Below are 20,669 nucleotides of genomic sequence, written 5' to 3'. Positions count from 1 at the left end.
CAAGCATCTGAAGTCGACCAACATGCTGGAAAGACTCAATGAAGAGATCAAACGTCGGACATTGGTTGTCAGGATATTTCCCAATGAAGAAAGCTGCTTACGCTTGATCCGAGCCCTTGCGGTAGAGACGCATGAGAACTGGATCGAGGCAAACAGATACCTGGATATGAGCCTGCTCACAGAGTTAAAGAAGAAAGCATTGATGGAACTGGTTGCTTAATGGAGAACGCATCTGGCGACCTCCGACGAGCTCTGGGTGGGCCCATTCTCGGTCGCCAGCTGCTTGAGGTTACCCATCATGTCGTGGAAGAATTTGCAGAACTTGACGCACACAACTAAAGTCAGCGCCTCATGCCGCCTGCCGGACTTGGTGGATGATGGCAAATTCAAGATTCAAGACCTGACCCTCGATTTCTCGATGCCGCCATCCGCAAGGCCTGCCATGAATTTGGCTACACTCAGGCACAAGTAGCTGCCGCGACGGGATTGCATTATTCATCGGTGAGTAAAATTCTTCGGAAAATGGGATAATTCAAGATTCAAGATCTGACCCTGCTCCCGCGTTTATATTCCGTAGCCATAGCATTGTTCAAGTCGTCAGTTGACTGGATTGCTGAGGTAGATGCTCATATCTTCGGCGAGAAATTTTGCTTTGTCTCCGACCATGACATATGTGGTAAGAGCAACAATGGGAATGTCCGCTTTTGCCTTTTCCGGCTATTGGAAGCACAGATTTGTTCATTCCTGATTCTATGAGATCTGGTTCCGGCTTTGGGGGTTTGCACGCGGGTCACACGACATGACGTACTGTTTGATCTCATGAGCAAAGTCCGATTGAACGTTTATGGTTTCGTATTCTGTTTGTGGGGAATTGATAAACTGGAGGATGAGACACTCCTTGCGGTCATATACTGGACAAGCCCCGGCGAAGAAGAATCCCATGTCCTCAAAAGCTGTGGTCATCGTCCTAGTGACAGGGTCCTCAAGCGGGAGGGCCATCTGGATTGCCGTGATTCCCTGGGCGCAGGCGTGTCGCACTCTTTCAGACACCTGGGCCAGTACGTCACGTCCATATCCGTCTATGCCGATCATGGCCCATCCTTCCACTATATCCAACGTGCTCCACAGGGTCGCCTCGCCATCTGGCGCAAACTCGTCCGGGAGCCTGTCTTCCATAGTTACCACAAAGCCGTGCTGCGCATATATACGCTCGACAATCTGCCTATGATGGTCAGGGACATGAAATACTTTCGTGGCAATACCTTTGAGGTACTTAGTGTAAATCACACTCCCAATTCGCGGCCTGACAGCTTCACTGTCCACCCAGAAACGGGACGCGGAGATTGTGTCCAGGAGCAGTCCGGATTCTAAAAAACCGTTGCTCAGAACTGATCGCTGCGAATGGACATGGCTGGTCACGGCAAATACCTCGATGGCGTATACTCCACGCTCCACAGCGTTCCTCTCTAAGAAGTTCGCCATGGCGGTCGCGCCGCCTCGGGACCTGAAGCCCGGATTCATAATCCCAAACGTCATTTCTTCGACATGAGCCTCAGGAGCGCTTTTGACGAGCGCCCCATGGCCAACAATCTCGCGCCTGCTCGCAGTCTCCAGCACAACCGAGGTCATTTCCTCGGAATGAATCATTTCCCGGACACGGTCAGGGTAGTAGATGTTTTCATTGAACAGGACATTCCCATGAGATTGAAAGGCCAGGCGGGATATAGCTTCGGCATCTTCCGGCAACGCCTGGCGGAGGGTTGGATCTGCGTTGTCGTCTGGTTCCAAGGGTCTCGCAGCTTGTGCGGTATTGGCAGCGATGTGCGCCGGGAGGTGCTTGTCCATGGATACAGTCCGAAGGCCGTCAGGACCAGAAGAAAAGGATGCGCTGTCGAGCATCCTCTCGATGAGAAGGAGGCTTATGCCCGTGACATCGCCGTATTCCAGGGCTCTGGCCGGATCGTATTTGGGCAACAGTTCGACTTTCAAGGGCAGGCCGTGGAATGTGGTCGCCAAGCGGATGCCAAGAGATGTGCGGGAGATCGTAATTAATAGCGTCTCCCTGTCGCCTCCGTAACCGAATTCAAAGGCATGGACGCATGCCTCTTCCATGGCCAGGAAAATTTTTTCGGCGTCCTCGTCCGAAAAGCCGAGGCGCTGAGCGCAATGCTTGGCTGCAAAGGTCGCAATGGGAATATACGATGCGTCCGCAGGTAATTTTAACGTGAGAGAGTCTATATATTCCATGCTTTGTGTTCCTGCACTCCATCAGATTTTTTTTCAAGTTCTTAACATTGTACAATTTCACTTCGACTCTGTAACAGAATTTTTGATATATATAATTTATTTATAACATAAAACGAGATGGTTGCAAATTCTGAAAAAAAGCATGATTCATAATCATGAAATTCAATTTTCTATTCATTGTTTGCCTATCCGAAATATTTGGGAGTTACTGAAAAATCAACAACAACTTTTTTCATGGTTGAACTCTGGATGATATTTTTTGAAAACATTTCAGTCGTCTATACTTGTCATTGCTTAGAGCCTGTAGTCTTTCATTTGTGCCTGTGTTCCCTTCAAACGGGAGAATGGGGTCAGATCTTGAATCTTGAATTTTTCTGGAGTAACTCATCTCCATGGCCCGCCCACTCCGCATAGAATTTCCGGGAGCCATCTACCATGTGACTTCCCGGGGCAATGCACAATCTTCCATATTTCTGGACGATATCGACAGGACCACCTTTCTTTCCGTGCTCGGGATGACGTTGCGCCGGTTCAACGTGATTTGTCATGGCTATTGCCTGATGACGAATCACTTCCATTTGCTGCTCGAAACCCCGGACGCAAATCTTTCCAAAGCCATGCGGCAACTCAACGGCGTGTACACGCAGGCATTCAACCGTCGGCATGGCCGGGTAGGGCATGTGCTGCAAGGGCGGTTCAAGGCCATTGTCGTTGACCGGGAAGCGTACCTTCTCGAACTGTGCCGGTACATTGTCCTCAATCCTGTGAGGGCCGGGATAGTCAAAGAACCGGGGAAGTATTTCTGGTCTAGCTACCGCGCCACGGCCGGATTCATAAAGAAGCCGGATTTTCTTGCGGTGGATTGGATTCTTGAACAGTTTGGGGCTGATCGAACCCGCGCTCGGAAAGATTGTCGTCTCTTCGTCCAAGCGGGTCTTGATTCAAAGTCGCCCTGGCAGGATCTGAAAGGGCAATGTCTCCTGGGAGACGATGCGTTTCTGGAAAAGCTGTTTCCCATTCTCAAGGACAGGAGCGCATTCAGGGAAATTCCGCGCGCCCAGCGCTTTGCCGACCGACCGGCCTTGGAAGATGTCTTGGCAGACTCAGGAGGCCGCGCAACCCGCGATGCAGCCACCCTCAAGGCCTGCAATGAATTCGGCTATTCTCAGGCAGAAGTCGCTGCCGCAACAGGACTGCATTATTCATCAGTGAGTAAAATTCTTCGGAAAATGAGATAATTCAAGATTCAAGATCTGACCCCGGATTCCCTCAAGATTCAAGATCTGACCCCGGATTCCCTGACCCCGGATTCCCTGACCCCGGATTCCCCCCGACTCCGGATTCCCCTCTCTGGCTTGCCGGCGTCCCCTCAATTCTCCAGGTATTTGCCCTTGATCCGCCGGATGGTGCCGTCGGCCTCCATCCTCTCGATCTCGGCATTGAACCGCTCCACGAGTTCCGGCCGGGTGCGGGCCCTAGAAAACCCCATGAACGTCCCCTTGTCGTCTGGAGTCACAAGAACGAACGGAGCCTGCTCGACCTCGCCGATCAGGCCGGTGGCCAGCAGTTCATAGCGTCGGCCAGGCTGTTGACGATGAGGGCGTCGAACCGCCCCGCTAGGAGCATGTGCATCAGACTGGCGATATGCGGGGCCTCGACCTTCCTTATGGCCGGATCGTCGGCGAAGGTAGGCGGAAAGACGAAGCCGCGCGCCACCCCCACGGCGCGGCCCCTCAAGTCCTCGAGCCGTCCGGGCATGAAGGCCGAACCCTTTCTGCAGAAAAACGCGTAGCTCGCGCCGGTGCGGTACGTCCGCGACCACAGCAGGTAGGAATCCCGATCCTGCCGGAAACTCAAGGACGTGGTCAGGTCCGCCTGACCCTCCTTGAGCATGGCCAAGACCCGCTTGAAGGGGACCATGCGGACGGTTGTTCCGATCCCCATGTTGTCCAAGGCCTGCATGGCTATCTCCATGTCGATGCCGGGGTGGACCTGAGAATGCAAAGCCATCCGGTGACGGGTGGCTTTCCTATTTGTAACTTCTGCGTATGCACCGACATCCATTTATGTAAATATTTTTGATGGAAGCATCAAGAATAGTCCGCAAGTTTTTGTTAAATTCAAACTTTTTCCTTTGTTTTCCACGTTTCGTCGCGATAACTAATTTTATGTCGGTATATTGAATTTGCATATTTTTCTGTACAGCGTCTTCCTTCCAATGTGCAATATTCTTGCTGCTTCGTTTCGATTGTTTCCGACAAGATTGAGAACTTTCTGGATAAGCTCTTTTTCATTGTCCTCAAGGGACATTGAAGGCTTCGCGCGATCCTTGTACTCGCTGCATTTCGCGATGATTTCCCGGGGGAGGGAGTGGGCGGTCAGGAGTTCGTTTTCGGCCAGAATGATGGCTCTCTCAATGACATTGCGCAATTCCCGGACATTTCCCGGCCAGTGGTAGGCCATGAAACATTCCATAGTGCGCTTGGAAATCCTGTAGGGCGGTTTTTCCGGGTACAGATGGCCCAGGAAATATTCGGTCAGGACGGGGATGTCTTCCGGGCGTTCCCGCAGTGGCGGGATTTCTATGCGGAAAATGTTGAGCCGGTGGTACAGGGCCTCGTGGAACCTGCCGGCCTCCACCTCCCTGGCCAGATCCCGGTTCGTGGCGAAAAGGAAGCGGACGGTCACCGTTCGTTCCTCGGTGTCTCCAACGCGCCTGTATTTCTGGGTCTCCAGCACCCTCAGCAGCATTGACTGCACGTCCATGGACAGTTCTCCGACCTCGTCCAGAAAGAGGGACCCGTTGTTTGCCAGGGAGAGCAGGCCGTCCTGCGACTCCTGGGCGCCGGTGAAGGCTCCCTTCCTGTATCCGAAGAGTTCGCTGCGCAACAGGTCCTTGTTGAACGTGCCGCAGTTCTTCACTATCAGCTTTTTGTCCGCACACAGGCTTTTGCTGTGGATGGCATTGGCCACCACGTCTTTGCCGGCGCCGCTTTCGCCGGTAATGAGCACTGGCGCCCGGGTCCGCGCGACCTTGTTGATGAGGAATCCCACCCGCTTCATGCCCGGGGAGAGCCCTATGAGTTCGCGTTCCGATTTCAGCGTGCCGGAACTGCCCTGGGTGCGGTTTTCCCTGCGCAGCCTGGAACATTGGTAGGCCTTTTCGATGACCTGCTTGATCTGTTTCAGGGAAAAGGGCTTGGTGATGTAGTCATGGGCCCCCATCTTCATTGCATCGACGGCGACGCTGACCTCCGAATACCCCGTGATCATGACAACTTCGGCATCAGGCAGGGTGCCCCGGAAATGTTCGAGCAGGGTCAGCCCGTGTCCGTCGGGCAGGCGCACGTCAAGCAGAATGACATCGAAATCCTGTTCGCCGCTGATGGCCATGGCCTGCGCAGCGGTACTCGCCGTGGTCACGATCGTCTCGGACGAAGCCAGTTCCTTTTGCGCCAGCCTGCAGATGGAGGGTTCGTCGTCCACAACCAGAAGATTCATGGCGTCTGTCGTGTACATGTTTCCGGTCCTAGTCTGAATAGTATGGCAAAATGACCTCGAACGTCGCTCCGTGCCCCGGTTCGCTGTTCACGGTGATGTAGCCGCCGTGTTTGCTGATGATGTTGTAGCAGGTCGAGAGGCCGACACCTATGCCTTGTCCGGGAGGCTTGGTGGTGAAGAACGGTTCAAAGAGCTTGGGGATATGGTCTTCCTGGATGCCGATCCCGGTGTCGTGAACCTGCAGAATGACCATGTTGCCCTTGATCTGGGTGCTCATGGTGACGTCTCCGGCCTCCTGGACGGCATAGAGGGCGTTCAGCACGAGGTTCAGAACGATCTGCATGAGTTCTCCCGGATGTCCGAGCACAACGGGTTCCCTCTCGGATAGTTCAAGATGGACGATGCCGGGCGAGAGGCGGCTGAGACGGGGGCCGAGCAGCTGGATGGAATTCCGGACCACGTCGTTCAGGTTGATCGTGACATGGAAGTTTATCTCGCGGTGGCCGAAGGTCAGGAGATTCTGGACAATGTCCGAACAGCGCTGGCATTCCCGGAGGATGGTCTGCAGGTACTCCTCGAAATCCTCGATCAGCCCGGTTTTGTTGCAGAGCGCGGCGACTTCCCTCAACTCGTCGAGTTTCAGGCTCAGGGCCTCGGCAAACCCCCCGATGCCGGTGAGGGGGTTGTTGATCTCGTGGGCCACGCCTTCGGCCAGGATGCCGATGGTGGCCATTCTTTCCGCCTGAAAATATTTGACCTGGAACTGTTTTTCGAGGGTGACGTCGCGCTGGAGCAGGAGGACCCTGTGCGGCTTGCCTTCCTGGGTGTGCATGATGGAGGCCGTGCATTCGATCTGCCGTTTTTCACCGTGCCAGTTGAGGATCTGCAGGCCCCGGGCGACCTGCGTGGAACTCTCCAGCGCGAGAGCCACGGGGCAGGAGCTGCAGGGCTCCGTGCGGCCCTTGAAGACCTGGTAGCAGTGCAGCCCTTCAGGCGCGATTCCCCCGTACGTGCTGTAGAATGCCTTGTTGACGGAATGCAGGGCCAAATCCATGGACAGCACGGCGATGACATCGGGAATGCCGTCCAGGATGCTCTGTACGTCCTGCCGTTTCTGCTCGATCGTGGTGTTGGATTTTTTGAGCTCAGTGATTTTCCGTTGGACCTCGCGGAAGAATCCAAGCTTTATCGATTCGATACCGCAGATGTCTCCGAGATTGGCGTTGTCGGTCATCACCACACCCCGTAGTAGATATTGAGGATATCTTTCCACGTAGCAGGGCGCGGGTTGGTCAGGAGGCAGATATCCTTTGCGGCGTTCCGGCTCATGGTCGGCAGCATGGTATTGTCCGGCAGGATTTCCCGGAGGCGTGCCGGAATGCCGATTTCGGCGCGCAGTTCCTCCAGAGCCTCGATGCCCGCCTGCGCCGTGGCCTCGTCCGTGGCGAAAGTCTTGCCGGTGATGATCTTGCCGATGGTGGCCATCTTGCTCGTGCAGGCGGGCAGATTGAAGCGCATGACGCTTGGCAGAAGCATTGCGTGGGCGATGCCGTGCACCATGTCGTACATGCCGCCCAAGGCGTGGGCCAACGCATGTCCGAGGCCGACGCTTGCGTTGGTGAAGGCCATGCCCGAACAGGCTCCGGCCACGGCCAGCTGTTCGAGGTCGTCCAGCCGGAATTCTTCCAGGGCGGGCCGCAGATGCCTGATGAGCAGATCGAGCGCTCTTCTGGACTGGACCTCCGTCAACGGGCTGGCCAGCGGAGAGACGTAGGATTCCACCGCATGGGCAATGGAATCGAACAGGGGAGCGATGAGCAGTTCCCGGTTCAGGGTTCCGAGCAGGGTCGGATCGGTTATGGAGATATTCGGAACCAGCGTCCGGCTGATGATGGTCATCTTGATGTGGCGTTCGACATCGGTAATGACCGTGAACTGGGAGATATTGGATTCGCTGCCGATGGTCGAAGGAATGAAGACCATGGGAGGAAGGGGTTTCTTGACGTGGTTTGCTCCTTCGTAGTCCTTGATGTCCCCCTTGTTGCTCACCACCAGGGCGATGCCTTTGGCCGCGTCCATGACGCTCCCGCCGCCGAGGGCCAGTACCACATCCGCCTCTGTTTCCTCGTAATGTTTCGCTCCGTTGTGGACCTGGAAATCGCGCGGATTGGGTGAAATGTCGTTGAAATACACGAAATCGAGGTTCTGCGCCCGCAGGATGTCGAAGAGCTTGTCCACCCAGCCGGCCTTTTCCACCCCGGCGTCCGACACGACGAATATTCTGGAAGCGCCGAGCTGCTGTGCGCAGATGCTGGCGTATTTGAGGCTTCCACGTCCGAAAATGATTTCCGGGATGGCGAATTTGTAGGCGTCCATGACTGATTCCTCCGCTGAGTGACGTTGTGAGCACTGCATTACAAATAATGGTCCAGCTTGGAGGGTGTTTGTCCGCCGGGTGGAATGAGGGTAGGGACGGACACAAAGTGCTTTTTCGATAACACTTTGTCATTACGACCTTTTCGCAGCAAAAGGCAAGCCTGGAATGGAACCTGTTGCGGCATCTGCGAGTATTTCGGGGTTGTTTTGGCCCGCGAACCCTCGCCTCACTCCTGACCGCCGAAATCTCCCACGCGAGCTTTTGCCCCCTGGCGTCACAGCGTCTCGCAATGCCAGGGGTCACATTGACCCCTAGCATGCATTCGCCGGAGTCACACTGACTCCGGCCCGCGTCTCAGCCTTGCGGCCTCATGCCCCCTTGCGCCAGCCCGGATTTTCGAATCCAGATTCGCACAACTTCTTGAATCCAAAGACAGTATTGCCTCATGACCAGACCGTTTCGGCTTCGCGGGAGTGGGCGCCGTAAACGTGGTCTTCATCTTGCTCAAGGGGTGGAAACAGGATTTCACAACTGTGCATTCCAACAGGAGGCAACCGTGAGCAAAAACGTGTTTGAAAAGTGGCAAGGTGTTTTTGAAAACCGGAAAACCGAGAGTAAGCAGGCCGAGGTTCCGGTGGACGAGTCGTCGCAACTTGGACCGTTGAGTCGCCGCAAGATGCTTCAGTATCTGGGCATCCAGGCCGTTATCGGGGCCAGCGTGGTCAAGGGGGCGGTCGCGGCGCCCAAGAATTTCAACCCGAAGCATTACAACCGCGAGATCACGCCGGACCAACTCCCCAACACGCGGGCCTGGCTGGTGACCAACCCAAACATGTGCGTCGGTTGCCGGACCTGCGAGATCGTCTGCTCGCTGAGTCACGAAGGGGTCTGCCAGCCGTCCCTGAGCCGGATCACCACAACCTTCGACCCGACCGGGACCCTGGCCAAATTCGCGGCCATGGCCGACGTCTGCCGCCAGTGCAACATGGCCGACTGCTATCTTGCGTGCGCCTATGACGCGCTCATTCTGGACAAGGAGACCGGAGCCCGGATCATCGACCCCACGAAATGCACCGGCTGCGGTGAGTGCTTCGCGGCCTGTCCCTGGGATAAAATCGTCAAAAACGATGAGACGGGCCTGTTTTCCAAGTGCGATCTCTGCGGCGGCGACCCGCAGTGCGTAAAGTACTGTCCCGCGGACGCCATATCGTTTGTCGACATGAGATAACCATTTTTACCAAGGAGACCCCGCTATGAACGGATGGATGGGAACCATCGTGCGCGTTGACCTGAGCAACGGGAAGATCACCCAGGAAAAAACGGAAAAATATATCGATTACACCGGCGGCATCGGCATCGGCTACAAGGTCGTGTTTGACGAGGCCCCTCTGGCTGATCCGTTCAGCCCCGAGAACCGGCTGGTCTTCGCCACCGGCCCGCTGACCGGCACCCTTGCCCCCTCAACGGGGCGGTCGGAGGTCATCGGCGTGTCCCCCCATGTGTATGCCCCAAACTCGAAGCATCCCCTGGTCACCAGGAGCGGTTTCGGCGGCTATTGGGGGGCCGAGCTGAAATTCGCCGGTTACGACGCCCTGATCATCCAGGGCAAGGCTCCCAAACCCGTGTACATCAATATCCACAACGACTCCGTGACCATCGAGGACGCGGGGTTCATCTGGGGCAAGGACACCTTCGAAGCGCAGGATGCCCTCAAGGAAAAGCTCGGCGACGAGAAGGTGCAGATCGCGATCATCGGCCCCTCGGGAGAAAGGCTGGTGCGCATTTCCCCCATCATCCACCGCATCGGCAACGCCGCCGGGCAGGGCGGATTCGGGGCGGTCATGGGCTCCAAGAACCTCAAGGCCGTGTGCGTCCGAGGCACGGGAGGGGTTCAGGTCGCCGACAAAAAGGGCCTGGTGAAGTACGTGAAGAGCGTGCGCGAGATCCAGCCCGGCCCCCTCGGTTCGACGCCGTTGTCCACCGGGCCCCTGAGCTGGACCGAGAAGCACATCGACCCGAAGGACATCAACAAGCAGGCGCTGCGGTTCGACCAGACCAAGAGCTGCGCGCCGTGGCTCAACGAGTACCACGTCAAGCCGCAGTCCTGCTATTCCTGCCCCCAGGGCTGCTATGCGTACATGAACGTGCCGGGCATGGGCGGGGGCGCCGTGAGCTGCACGCAGTGGTTTTATTCCTGGATGGGCAACAAGGACAAGGCGACCTTCCTTGCCAATCAGCTGGCTAACAAGCTCGGGGTGGACACCTTCGAGATGTTCCCCATGATCCAGTTCGTCTGGTACCTGCAGGACGAGGTCGTGAACGGCAAAAGCCTCCTGCAGCACATGCGCGACAACAAGCTCGTCTCCGCCGAAATCCAGGCCGGCCTGGAAAAGGGCCATTATCCGCCCAAGGGCGACCTGGGCACCGAGGGCCTGGAGACCCTGATGAACATGATCGCCTACCGCAAAGAGTTTCTCGGCGACTGCCTGGCGGAAGGGTTCCGCAGGGCCGTTGACATCATCGCCGCGCGTCTCGAGTCCCTGGGCCTGAAGGATGTGGCCGCACGGGTCCTGCATTTCGAAAACATGGAGGGCATCATGGGCGGCGTTGTCGGCGGCAACGGCGGATGGGGAATGTCCGCCCACTATGACCCGCGGACGTACGGCTATTACTGGGCCCTGAATTTCGCGGTGGAAAACCGTGATCCGAACCGTCACTCCATGACCAACCTCCTCGAATGGACCGGCTTGAAGTTCGAGCAGGCCCTGCCCGTTGCCAAGACGATCTGGGGCGACGAGATCGCGGAAAACGGGCTGAACGACATCTGGCGCGAGCGCGATATCCCCATCAAATGGAACGGGGAGAAATCGGCCAAGGCCCATGCCGCCCTCGGCCGTTTCATTCACATGCGGGCGTGCATCAAGGACAGCATCACGGTCTGCGACTGGGTCTATCCTATCATGACCAGCGGGCGTGAAGACCGGAAATACACGGGAGACGTGTCCGTCGAATACAAGCTGTTCGAACTGGTTACCGGCGAAAAGATGAATCAGGAAAAATTGAACCAGCGGGCGGCCAGAATCTGGAACATGCACAGGCTGGTGACCGCCCTGGAATGGGGCGGCGGCAAGGCCGTCAACCTGCGCAAGGAGCACGACCAGCTGCCGGACCACTTCTTCACGCCGTCGGAAGGGCGGCTTCTGCCGCCGTATCCGCCGGCCGAGCACCCTCATCCGCCCCTTGATCGGGACAACTTTGAACAGGCGAAGACGGAATACTATACTTTCATGGGGTGGGACACGGAAACGGGGTTGCCGAAACGATCGAGCCTCGAGGCTCTGGGCATGGGCGATGTCGCTGCAGCCTTCGAGGCCAAGGGCTTCCGGCTTCCGGCCTGAGATTTGACGCCCTCCTGAGTCCTCCTTCAGCAGGGGGGTGTCCTTTCCGGGAGTCGCAGGCTTTCTCCGGAAATCGGTTCCGGACAGACCCTCTAGAACCCGTGACGAGTCGGGCAGGCCGGGGACGCCATGTCCCCGGCCCTGTTCACGGAGTACCCATGAAATCTCTTTTCCTGTCCCCTCCCGGCCTGCGCATGATGAACCCCACGACTCTGGAGCCGGACATGCTGGCCCCCAAGACATGGGTCCCGCTCGGAATCGCCGCCCTGACGTCAGCCATGCGCGCCGCGGGCTTCGAGGCCGGCATGGCGGACCTGCACGATGCCGGATGGGAGGAGGTTGAACAGCTTCTGGCCGAGTCCGACGCTGACGTCGTGGGGGTGAGCTGTTTCACGTTCGGCCGGGCGAACGCCATGCGGACCGCGGCGCTGGCCCGCAAGGTCCTGCCTGGGGCTACGGTGGTCGCCGGGGGAGCGCATGCCACCTTTTTTCCTGAACATGTGCTGGCCGGCGGCGATGTCGATGTCGTGGTCCTGGGCGAGGGCGAAGCGACCATGGTCGAGCTGGCGGCGGCGCTGGAAAGCGGGGCGGATTTGAGCAGTGTGCCGGGCATCGTCTATCGCCAAGGCGGGAAAACCGTTGCCACCGCGCATCGTCCCCGGACAGAAAACCTGGATGTCTTCCCGGTTCCCGCCTACGATACCTTTGACCTGTCCTTGTACAAGTCTCCCGAAATACCGGACATCTTCCAAAACCTGCCCGGAACGCACGTCATCACCTCCAGGGGGTGTCCTTTCAAATGCAAATTCTGTTCGGTGAACCGGTTTTTCGACGGGAGCTGGTCGTTCCGGTCATCGGCGCATGTCGTCGATGAGCTTGAAATCCTGGTCGAACGCTACGGCGTGCGGCACGTGTATTTTTCGGACGACCTTTTCTCGCTCCTGCCGGAGCGGGTCATGGAGATATGCAAGGCGATCATCGACCGCAGGCTTGAGATCGTCTGGATGGCTGAAACGCGCGTCGACTGCGTGGATGGTGAAATGCTGGCGTGGATGCGACGCGCCGGATGCTACAGGGTGTATTACGGCGTGGAGTCGGGAAGTCCGAAAATACTGCGCTCCATCAACAAACGCTTCACTGTGGACCAGGTTGCCGAGGCCTTTGCCCTGACGCATCGGGCGGGGATCGAGCCATGCTGCTTTCTCATGGTCGGCAACCCCGGGGAAACTCCGCAGACCATCGCCGAGACCGTGGACCTCGTAAACGCGATCCGCCCGGCGACCATGCCCACCATCGGTATCACCACAATTCTGCCGGGCACCGCGCTGTACGAACTTTCCAAACGCCAGGGCCTGATCAACGACGGCTACTGGCTGACTGACGCCGCCCCTCCTCTGTACACGGGAGAATATGACGTCGATGGCCTGATCATGCTGCAGCTTATGCTCACCAGGGGCATCAGCCCCGAGTTTTACGAGCAACTCTGCGAGATGGGCTTTGACGAGGGCTATTTCCGGCTGCGCAGGCTCCACGGCGCCAATGTCATGCCGGCGTAAGGGCCAGTGCATTCGGACTGTTTGCGAAGTGGAGGGGATTGTTCATGCATCTGGGAATGGGAACACATGCAGGCCAGAAAAAATCGTACCCGGCAAGCAGGGTCAAAGAGGGCAAGTCTCGTTTTGACTTATGACACGGTTTTTTATGTTGTGGTTTCGGGTGTGGGTTTTGCGTGTTGTGTCTGACGATTCAGGGAGAAGCCATCCGGCAACGGGTGGCTTTTTGCATTAGAGCAGGTACGTATGGCTAGATAGGCGATACTGAGATTATGTATGACAAAATAAGTAGTTGCTGTTGATATTGGTTTTCTTGTAGCGAAATTCAGAAAAGAATTCTCATTCGAAGGTTGAAGGGGAGTCAGTTGATACTTCCGCCAAAAGCAGACCTGACTCCTTTGCCTCGTATTGTTCGGCAGTTCTTTGGTGGACTATGTATGACAAAAGAAGTAGTTGCCGTTTGTGCAACTTATGTTGTAACGACGGTACGAAAAAAATTGTGACTCCGGTTGATGATCAATGAAAGTCGCTTTTTTCAAGGAATGATCTGGTGACACTGCCTTCTTGGGATAATTCAAGTTTAAGATCTGGCCCGGATTCCACCTTAAATGTGAAGATGTCTGTTCGGGTAGCATTCAAGAAAAGTCAAAGCGCGACTTGACCCCTTTTCTCTCGTAGCCAACGAATCGGTATCAAGTGCATTTACCTAAAACCAAAGTTAATCGGTTTCGAGTTGGCGTCCAGTTAACTTATCGTTCGATGGACGCCTTCGGCGCTAAGGGGGATGAATGAGAACAATAGCTTGGTATATAAATCCTGAAAGAATAGCGCAGTTCATTGGCACAAAAGAAGCTTTATCAATTGCTGAGAAAATTAAAGACGTTACAGGGATTCAGTTTGCAGGATCAGAACCTAATTTGTATAGAATGATTTTAAAAGAAAAGATTGAAGATGACCTGCCGGGAAACTTCGGACCACTCGATTCTTGAAGGTTTCCCCACGATTCATTTTTTTTCAAACTGCTGACAGAAGTGTTCGGGCGTCATGTTGTTCAGGCTTGAATGCGGGCGAACGGAGCTGTAGTGCAGCCTCAATTCCTCGATCATAACCCCCGCCACGTGTTCAACGGAGGCTTTGGATGCCCGAAAATGCGTCCGCGCATCGCGGTCAAGCGTGCGCTTGCGTGCGCCTGCCCGAAAAACCGCCCGGACGGGCCGGAGCCTCACTCCTTCGCATCGGGGTGCCAGTTGGCCATGTGCATGGCGTGCGTCCTCAGATAGGAGCCCGGCTCGTAGAAGGCGTCGTAAAAATCCGGATCGAGGTGATGGGCCTGCAGGTACATGATCATGAACATCGACGGCACGGTGGCCGGAAACTTGCCGAAGGCGTCGAAGAGGTACTGCGCCTGGTGCGCCACGCATTCCCGGAATCTCTCGTCATGCGCCTGCGCGGCGGAGCGGACCCGGCGGCTGTCCTTCCAGGGGCCTGGTGTTCCGGGGTGGTAGGGGCCGCCCGGACCGAATTTTCTCTCGCAGAGGGCCTCCACCGCCGAACGCATGTCGGGGTAGTGGGGCGGGCAGTAGCCTTCCATGACGCCCTCCAGCCCCGTAGGGTTGGGGTAGGGCCAGCGCTCGTCGGCGTCGTATCTGAACCCCAGGCCGGGGACCTCCGGGTTTCCGCTGGCGCCAAGGACGGAGAAGGCGTCGACGCCGTTGAACATCCAGCCGCCGAGGCCCATGGCCTGGAGCATCAGCGTTCCCGCGTAGCAGCTCGTGGCGAGTTCGACCGTGATTTCCGAGAGGGACCACTGCTCCATGAATGTGATGGGCCAGGTGGACTTCACGTCGACGATGTCCCCGAAACGCTCGATCCCCGGGATCGGACGCCCGTTGATGTCGTCGTGGAGCACGAGGCCGTTCTGCAGCATGTAGCAGATGTTCAGCAGGACGTGCTGCGCCAGGTCCCCGACGGGGAATACGACGAGGGTGGACGGCTTGTTGAACACCCACGTGTTGTGCGCCTCGGTGTACGGCACCTCGGAAGGGACCTTCAGACGCCCTTGGCTGATCCTGCGCACCCGCTTGCGGACGTTCTCCACGAAGGCATCCAGGTTCAGCGACCCGTCTTGAAGCATGGGCCCGAACGAGGGTGCATCGCGCATGTCGAGCATGTAGACGCCATCGTCGTCGGTGAAGAACGTCTGGCTCGTGTGGAAACCGGCCGCGGACGGGAAGGTCCGCCCGCCGGCCGACCCGGCGTAATTGGAGATGTGCGGCGCGTACCGCTTTGCGCGGTAGATGAGATTGTTCCAGGCGGTGTTGCCTCCGCAGGCCGAGACGACCAGCATCTTTTCCAGTTCGGAAAGGGGCAGGGGAGAGCGCTTTGACGCGTACGCGAAAACCCCGTCCGGAATTTCCGCGCCCATGAAGAATCTCCGCGAGCGGCGCCCCAACAGCGCCTCCAGAAGAGGAAAAGCCGCCATGTCCTTGAAGCCGAGATTCTCCGGAACGGTTTTCATATGCCCCCCTTGCGGTGCGCCCGACGCCCCGGGCGCATCGTGAACAGATCCTGCTTCCAGGCGCGAAGCCGGCCGTCTCGACCACGGCCGTGTGATTATTCATGCTCCTAATGCATTTTCGCGCCTGCGGTCTATAATTTTCCCGGATATCGGGCTACCGTTGGACGGAAACGCGGAAAGCATCAGGAGGACGGGCCCGCCCGGAAGCGGGAGGCCCGGCGCAGGCGTGGAGACGGAGAACGGGGCGGCGTCTGTGCGGAGGCCGCCCCGGTTGGGTCAGTACGGGGAGGGCAATGGGGTCAGACTCACCCTTGTCTCGCCAATGCACAGAGGCTAACGTCCCGCATACTGCCTCAACGTGTATCACGTCTTCATTGTTCAAAAAAGGAAAACGCCATGATCACTGCGCATGTGTTCATCGCCGTCAGCTTGGACGGTTTCATCGCCCGGCACGACGGAGACATAAGTTGGCTGTTGCAGAGGGATGATCCGGAAGAGGATCATGGCTACACGGATTTCATCGCCGACAAGGACGCCATCGTCATGGGACGAGGGAGCTATGAAAAGGTCGCCACCTTCGACAAATGGCCCTATGACCGTCCCGTCATCGTACTGTCGAAACAACTCGCCGGATCCAGAGTCCCCGAGGAACTGAAGGGCAAACTTCAGTTTTCCGGTCTTGACCCCAGGAAGTTGCTGGAGGATTTGCCGGGACGAAACATTCGCCGGGTTTATGTCGACGGCGGACAGGTGATACAGTCTTTCCTCCGGGACGGACTGATCCATGACATGGTCATCACGACTGTCCCGGTTCTGATCGGCGGCGGAAAACCTTTGTTTGGGGATCTGGCGCAGGACATTGACCTGGAACTGGTGTGTAGCCGAACATTTCCTTCCGGTCTCGTTCAATCCAGTTACCGTATACTGAAGTGACTTGCGAACGTGAGACTTCAGAACTGTTGATTTGTATGTTGGGATTTTACATAGTCTGTTTTTCGTGCTTGGGTGACGTATGCGGTGCTCACGTGCACTGAATCCTGCGTCTTATCAATTTGATCCGAATATTTCTTGGGAGGCGCGAGAATGCAGGAATTCTTCTTGAACCTGAATCCCGTAATCCAGGCATTGCTGGCAACCCTTTTTACGTGGGGTGTGACCGCTGCAGGGGCTGCCTTGGTATTCCTGGGCAGAACGGTCAATCAAAGACTGCTTGACTGCATGATGGGTTTCGCGGCCGGAGTCATGATTGCCGCCAGTTTCTGGTCGCTCCTTGCCCCCGGCATAGAGATAGCCGAGCAGTTGGGCCAGACGGCTTGGCTCACGGCGGTCATCGGCTTTCTCGGTGGCGGCGTATTCATGCGCCTCATCGACATATTTCTGCCGCACATTCATCCGGGCATGTGCGTCACGGACGCCGAAGGCGTGAAGACATCCTGGCAGCGCAGCACTCTGCTCGTTCTGGCGATCACACTGCACAACATCCCTGAAGGTTTGGCCGTGGGTGTGGCCTTCGGCGCGGTTGCCGCGGGCTTGCCTTCGGCGACCATCGGCGGTGCGGTGGCGCTGGCACTGGGAATCGGCATCCAGAACTTCCCTGAAGGCACGGCCGTATCCATGCCGCTGCGCCGTGAGGGTCTCAGCCGTTGGAAGAGCTTTGTCATGGGCCAGTACTCCGGCTTGGTCGAACCCGTCGCCGGCGTGCTCGGCGCACTCTTCGTGCTCAGGATGCAGGAGCTGCTGCCGTATGCCTTGTGTTTCGCCGCCGGGGCGATGATCTTTGTCGTCGTCGAGGAACTCATCCCTGAATCTCAACGAAAACCCGAACATATCGATCATGTGACCATGTCAACCATGGGTGGCTTCGCGATCATGATGATCCTGGATGTGGCGCTGGGGTGACGGCCGATTTCATAAGGCGAGTGGGGCGGATCTACCCTTGTCCCCGGGCAGACAGGAAGCGGGGATTGAGTCCAGCTATTTGTTTGCCCGTCATGCCGCATGGTTATCTTCTCAGTCACATGTCGAATTTCTTTACAGATCGACAATCTGCAAGCAAAGCATATCATACAAATCAATATGTTGTAAAGCTGGCACGGAACGTGCTTAAAGCAAACTTCATTGCACCCTGTGGCTCACACTTGTTAGATTCGGAGGTCATATGAAGTTCCTGCCCAAGTTCCGCGCTCTATTGGCCCCTGCAGTCGTCATGCTCCTGCTCGGCGCCAATCCTGTTTCAGCTGCTTTGCTTACATACACAGAACCAATGACTGGTTTTACGTACAACTCCGATACGGTATCGGCAGCTTTCAATTCAGCACTTGGCAGTCCATACACATACATCAGTTTTAGCGCAGCATCGAGCAACGATGGCACAAGTTATTCTCCGCTCGTCACTTTTTCGACCAAAGTCGGCACCTTCGGTGGTTCCGATACGGGAAACGTCAACTTCAGCAATGAGATCGGACCCTTCGGCAGCTGGGATGGCATCTTGAATATAGATTTCAATGGCGCATATGTATCCGCCGTTGGGTTCGGATTAGTTGAATTTGATACTGCTGTAGAGGAAATTCGTGTTTACGACGACAGCAATGCGTTGCTTGGCACCTTCAACAATCAGCTACTGAATGACATGTTCAGCTTGTGGGGAGTGTCTGCATCGGCAGGTGAGCGCATAGGGCATATAGAACTTGATGGTAACTTCTTCGCGATTCAAGATATTGCATTCAGCTCAACGGTAAATAGCGTGCCAGAACCAACTTCAGTCGCTCTTCTTGGGCTTGGCCTGGTTGTATTGGCGTTTTCTCGGCGCAATACCAATTCATAGCAAGCGCATCAACTCGGTAAAAAAAGAAGCGGGGCGTATGCCCCGCTTCTTTTTGTCGAGCCGACATGGATTCTGCTAAACCCAGTCCTGGAAAAAATCTTTGTGCGACAGGATTGCATTACTCACCAGTGAGTAATATCATTCGAATAGCGGAACTATTCAGGATGAAGCGCATTCTTTCGAAATGGACCATTTTGACACGAGAGGGTACGGAACATGTCCAGCATCGCGTCATTCTTTGGGTCGAGTTTCTTTTTCATTCCTTTCATATACTTTCCGATCTATATCTATGTGGAAAGAAAATTCAGCAATCATGTCACGTTTCAATACTCGCTGAAAATATTCACCGTGCTGGGCGGATTTTTCACAATCATCTACGCCTTCACCGCACCTCTTGAGTTCTCGGTGCTCATGCCGGGTCGTCCCGGGATGAAAAATGATGTGCCGGCCTCCATCTTTCTGATGATCGTGGGCGCCGCAATGATGACGCTTCCGTTGTACAGCAAGCATATCAGATTCTCGAACAAGATTGATTAGAGTGACATTTGCTCACCGAAGCGGTCGGACGTAGCTTGGCTGTCTCCCGGCATGTTGTTGCGACGTGCTGGCGTTCTGGCATGTGTGTTGCTTGAACGCTCGGAGGAGGCAAATCATGCGTGTCAGTTCCAGGCAATATCTTGAGGCCACGTCACAGCTGTCCGGCAATGGCGAGGCGAGTCAGAACGAACTGTTCGCAAAAATCGGCGCACGGAAATGCTTTCGTGACGCGGATGCGAACAAGGATGACGTCGTTACCCAGGACGAAGTGACCCTGTCCGCCGAAGCCTTTGCGCGTCTCGATGCGTCCAGGGACGGCAAGGTCACCCAGGAGGAAATTGATGCCGCTATGGCGGGGCATGGCAAGGATGTCTATTCTTTCTTCGTTTCCCAACGAAGAGCGGCCAAGTCCCAGGACTTGCTGGCGGGCATCCTGGGGGACTCGGCCAAGCAGGACGATAGTTCCGCCTCGGAAAAAGCGGCCAGGGAATACATGAAGCGTATGGATGCGAACTCGGACGGAGTGTTGTCCCGGCAGGAAACGTCCGTGTCCGCCACCGCGTTCAATGAAATCGACACCAGCGGCAATGGCAGCATTGAGTTGGCGGAAATGCAGGCCGCGCTCAAGGTCCATGACGCCAAGCTTTCCAGCTATTACTCCTCAATCCAAGAGAGCTCGACCCCGTCCACACTGCGGAAAAAAGTCTGACGGAGCTTTCCGGGTGCCGTTTGACAGATCAGCCGCAGCGGGTAACGTGGTTTTGTCTTGCTTTGGCTTGCCGACACTCCTCATCCTTCGATGCCTGAAAAGCACTCAGGGTCACGGCTGCTAACCGGAACCCTGAGCACATGCTTTCATTTCGCAGAGCTACTGTCGGAAGACGCGACCGTCTTGATCCTTATTATCATTCTGTCTTCGTTCAAATCGGCGGGGCGATGGTGACCACGGTGCGCATGTCTGTGATCGCCCTGATCCCGTGCGGCACGGCAATGTCGCAAACGAGGACGTCGCCGGTTTTTGCCGGCACGGTCCCGTCCTTGGCCAAGAATTCGCCTTCGCCTTCCAGGATGAGAATGGAAAGCTGGCCCTCGATGTCATGGGAATGGATGGGCAATTGCTGTCCAGCCTTGAAGTTGAAGTTCAGGATCTTGAAATAGGGCGATTCGTGGACCAGCAGCTTCTTCAGTCCCAGGTCGTTGAAGCCGTTGGCTTCGATCAAATTGACTTTTTTCATATGTATCTCCTTGCGGCTATTGCCGGACATAAATACTGTTTGCAGGCAATGTCAAAATTCCGGTTTACCATGTACTTTGTGCGCTATCAGCCCCGTGTCAACCTGCATTCGAAAATTGACGTCCGGGAACGATTTTCCGGAAAGCACGTTTTCTTTGCGCCAACTGACCTGCCGGGAAACTTCGGACCACTCAATTCTTGAGGGTTTCCCCACGGTTCATGTTTTTTCCATACTGCCGACAGAAATGTTCTGGCGTCATGTTGTTCAGGCTTGAATGCGGGCGAACGGAGTTGTAGTGCCGCCTCCATTCCTCGATCACAACCCGCGCCTCGGCCCGACACCGGAACCATTCCATCGACAGACATTCGTCGCGAAATTTGCCGTTAAAACTCTCGTTCAAACCGTTCTGCCATGGCTTCCCAGGCTCAATCAGCGCCAAATCCAGAGACTCCCGAGCCGCCCATTTGAGCAGCGCCTTC

21 protein-coding genes and 1 pseudogene are annotated in these 20,669 nt (G+C 56.1%); 12 read left to right on the top strand and 10 right to left on the bottom strand.

All coding sequences use genetic code 11. From position 1 onward, the window contains the following. A partial coding sequence (locus tag G394_RS0115765; RefSeq protein WP_028578485.1) for a transposase occupies window positions 1-220 on the top strand: 220 nt, incomplete at its 5' end. A gap of 164 nt (window positions 221-384) precedes the next feature. Then, the gene (locus G394_RS21850) at window positions 385-531 is read left to right on the top strand and encodes a helix-turn-helix domain-containing protein (RefSeq protein ID WP_084435748.1); all 147 of its coding nucleotides are present in this window, start codon (window positions 385-387) and stop codon (window positions 529-531) included. Window positions 532-750: 219 nt separating this feature from the next. Here the strand turns inward: G394_RS21850 and G394_RS0115755 are convergent, their stop codons facing one another. Continuing rightward, entirely contained in the window at window positions 751-2,247 is a 1,497-nt protein-coding gene (locus G394_RS0115755) for an ATP-binding protein (protein WP_028578483.1), read from the bottom strand. A gap of 392 nt (window positions 2,248-2,639) precedes the next feature. Between G394_RS0115755 and G394_RS0115750 the strand changes: the two genes are divergently transcribed. Then, a complete protein-coding gene (locus G394_RS0115750; protein WP_028578482.1) occupies window positions 2,640-3,485 on the top strand; it encodes a transposase in 846 nt (281 codons plus the stop codon). A gap of 131 nt (window positions 3,486-3,616) precedes the next feature. Here G394_RS0115750 and G394_RS21675 read toward each other — a convergent pair whose 3' ends face one another. The 5 genes from G394_RS21675 to G394_RS0115725 all read right to left on the bottom strand — a co-directional run bounded on the left by G394_RS21675 (window position 3,617) and on the right by G394_RS0115725 (window position 8,124). After that, window positions 3,617-3,736, bottom strand: coding sequence for a transporter substrate-binding domain-containing protein (locus G394_RS21675; protein WP_245578361.1), 120 nt, complete (start codon window positions 3,734-3,736; stop codon window positions 3,617-3,619). Window positions 3,737-3,795: 59 nt separating this feature from the next. After that, entirely contained in the window at window positions 3,796-4,257 is a 462-nt protein-coding gene (locus G394_RS0115740) for a substrate-binding periplasmic protein (protein WP_028578481.1), read from the bottom strand. A 156-nt stretch (window positions 4,258-4,413) separates the two neighbouring features. Next, the gene (locus tag G394_RS0115735; RefSeq protein ID WP_245578360.1) at window positions 4,414-5,766 is read right to left on the bottom strand and encodes a sigma-54-dependent transcriptional regulator; all 1,353 of its coding nucleotides are present in this window, start codon (window positions 5,764-5,766) and stop codon (window positions 4,414-4,416) included. 10 nt (window positions 5,767-5,776) lie between these two features. After that, window positions 5,777-6,982 (bottom strand): ATP-binding protein, encoded by a 1,206-nt coding sequence (locus G394_RS0115730; protein WP_028578479.1) that lies wholly within the window; start codon window positions 6,980-6,982, stop codon window positions 5,777-5,779. After that, on the bottom strand, window positions 6,982-8,124 hold the full coding sequence (locus tag G394_RS0115725; protein WP_028578478.1) for an iron-containing alcohol dehydrogenase: 1,143 nt from the start codon (window positions 8,122-8,124) through the stop codon (window positions 6,982-6,984). Before G394_RS0115725 ends, G394_RS0115730 begins: the two co-directional genes overlap by 1 nt. A gap of 557 nt (window positions 8,125-8,681) precedes the next feature. Here G394_RS0115725 and G394_RS20425 point away from each other — a divergent pair. The 4 genes from G394_RS20425 to G394_RS21460 all read left to right on the top strand — a co-directional run bounded on the left by G394_RS20425 (window position 8,682) and on the right by G394_RS21460 (window position 14,065). After that, window positions 8,682-9,353 (top strand): 4Fe-4S dicluster domain-containing protein, encoded by a 672-nt coding sequence (locus tag G394_RS20425; protein ID WP_051307253.1) that lies wholly within the window; start codon window positions 8,682-8,684, stop codon window positions 9,351-9,353. 25 nt (window positions 9,354-9,378) lie between these two features. After that, window positions 9,379-11,523, top strand: coding sequence for an aldehyde ferredoxin oxidoreductase N-terminal domain-containing protein (locus G394_RS20420; RefSeq protein ID WP_028578477.1), 2,145 nt, complete (start codon window positions 9,379-9,381; stop codon window positions 11,521-11,523). Between the two features lie 224 nt (window positions 11,524-11,747). Continuing rightward, entirely contained in the window at window positions 11,748-13,079 is a 1,332-nt protein-coding gene (locus G394_RS19550) for a B12-binding domain-containing radical SAM protein (RefSeq protein WP_245578358.1), read from the top strand. Window positions 13,080-13,864: 785 nt separating this feature from the next. Next, window positions 13,865-14,065 (top strand): hypothetical protein, encoded by a 201-nt coding sequence (locus tag G394_RS21460; RefSeq protein WP_169725579.1) that lies wholly within the window; start codon window positions 13,865-13,867, stop codon window positions 14,063-14,065. Here the strand turns inward: G394_RS21460 and G394_RS21310 are convergent. Further along, a pseudogene (locus tag G394_RS21310) lies at window positions 14,058-14,191 on the bottom strand (integrase core domain-containing protein); the annotation flags it as partial. The gene G394_RS21460 and the pseudogene G394_RS21310 overlap by 8 nt on opposite strands. A gap of 107 nt (window positions 14,192-14,298) precedes the next feature. Further along, window positions 14,299-15,594, bottom strand: coding sequence for a hypothetical protein (locus G394_RS0115705; RefSeq protein WP_028578476.1), 1,296 nt, complete (start codon window positions 15,592-15,594; stop codon window positions 14,299-14,301). Window positions 15,595-15,990: 396 nt separating this feature from the next. On the opposite strand from G394_RS0115705, the gene G394_RS0115700 reads away from it, so the two are divergent. The 5 genes from G394_RS0115700 (at window position 15,991) to G394_RS0115685 (ending at window position 19,664) form a co-directional block, all read left to right on the top strand. Next, window positions 15,991-16,527: a dihydrofolate reductase family protein gene (locus G394_RS0115700; protein WP_028578475.1), complete on the top strand. Its 537-nt coding sequence runs from the start codon at window positions 15,991-15,993 to the stop codon at window positions 16,525-16,527. A gap of 150 nt (window positions 16,528-16,677) precedes the next feature. Then, entirely contained in the window at window positions 16,678-17,493 is an 816-nt protein-coding gene (locus G394_RS0115695; RefSeq protein ID WP_028578474.1) for a ZIP family metal transporter, read from the top strand. 259 nt (window positions 17,494-17,752) lie between these two features. Then, window positions 17,753-18,418 carry a PEP-CTERM sorting domain-containing protein gene (locus G394_RS20925; protein WP_084435743.1) on the top strand — a complete coding sequence of 222 codons (666 nt, stop codon included), beginning with the start codon at window positions 17,753-17,755 and terminating at the stop codon, window positions 18,416-18,418. Between the two features lie 216 nt (window positions 18,419-18,634). Beyond that, a complete protein-coding gene (locus tag G394_RS0115690; protein WP_028578473.1) occupies window positions 18,635-18,955 on the top strand; it encodes a hypothetical protein in 321 nt (106 codons plus the stop codon). A gap of 115 nt (window positions 18,956-19,070) precedes the next feature. Next, complete coding sequence (locus G394_RS0115685) at window positions 19,071-19,664, top strand: EF-hand domain-containing protein (protein ID WP_028578472.1); 594 nt, start codon at window positions 19,071-19,073, stop codon at window positions 19,662-19,664. Window positions 19,665-19,875: 211 nt separating this feature from the next. On the opposite strand, the gene G394_RS0115680 is transcribed toward G394_RS0115685, so the two are convergent. Together G394_RS0115680 and G394_RS0115675 are read right to left on the bottom strand one after the other, a co-directional pair. Beyond that, entirely contained in the window at window positions 19,876-20,190 is a 315-nt protein-coding gene (locus G394_RS0115680) for a cupin domain-containing protein (protein WP_028578471.1), read from the bottom strand. Between the two features lie 190 nt (window positions 20,191-20,380). Next, a partial coding sequence (locus G394_RS0115675; protein WP_028578470.1) for an integrase core domain-containing protein occupies window positions 20,381-20,669 on the bottom strand: 289 nt, incomplete at its 5' end.

The sequence above is a fragment of the Desulfomicrobium escambiense DSM 10707 genome (assembly GCF_000428825.1).
Lineage (GTDB): Bacteria > Desulfobacterota > Desulfovibrionia > Desulfovibrionales > Desulfomicrobiaceae > Desulfomicrobium > Desulfomicrobium escambiense.
The sequence above is the reverse complement of the archived record's forward strand: the minus strand, read 5'-3'. Positions and strand labels throughout refer to the sequence as shown.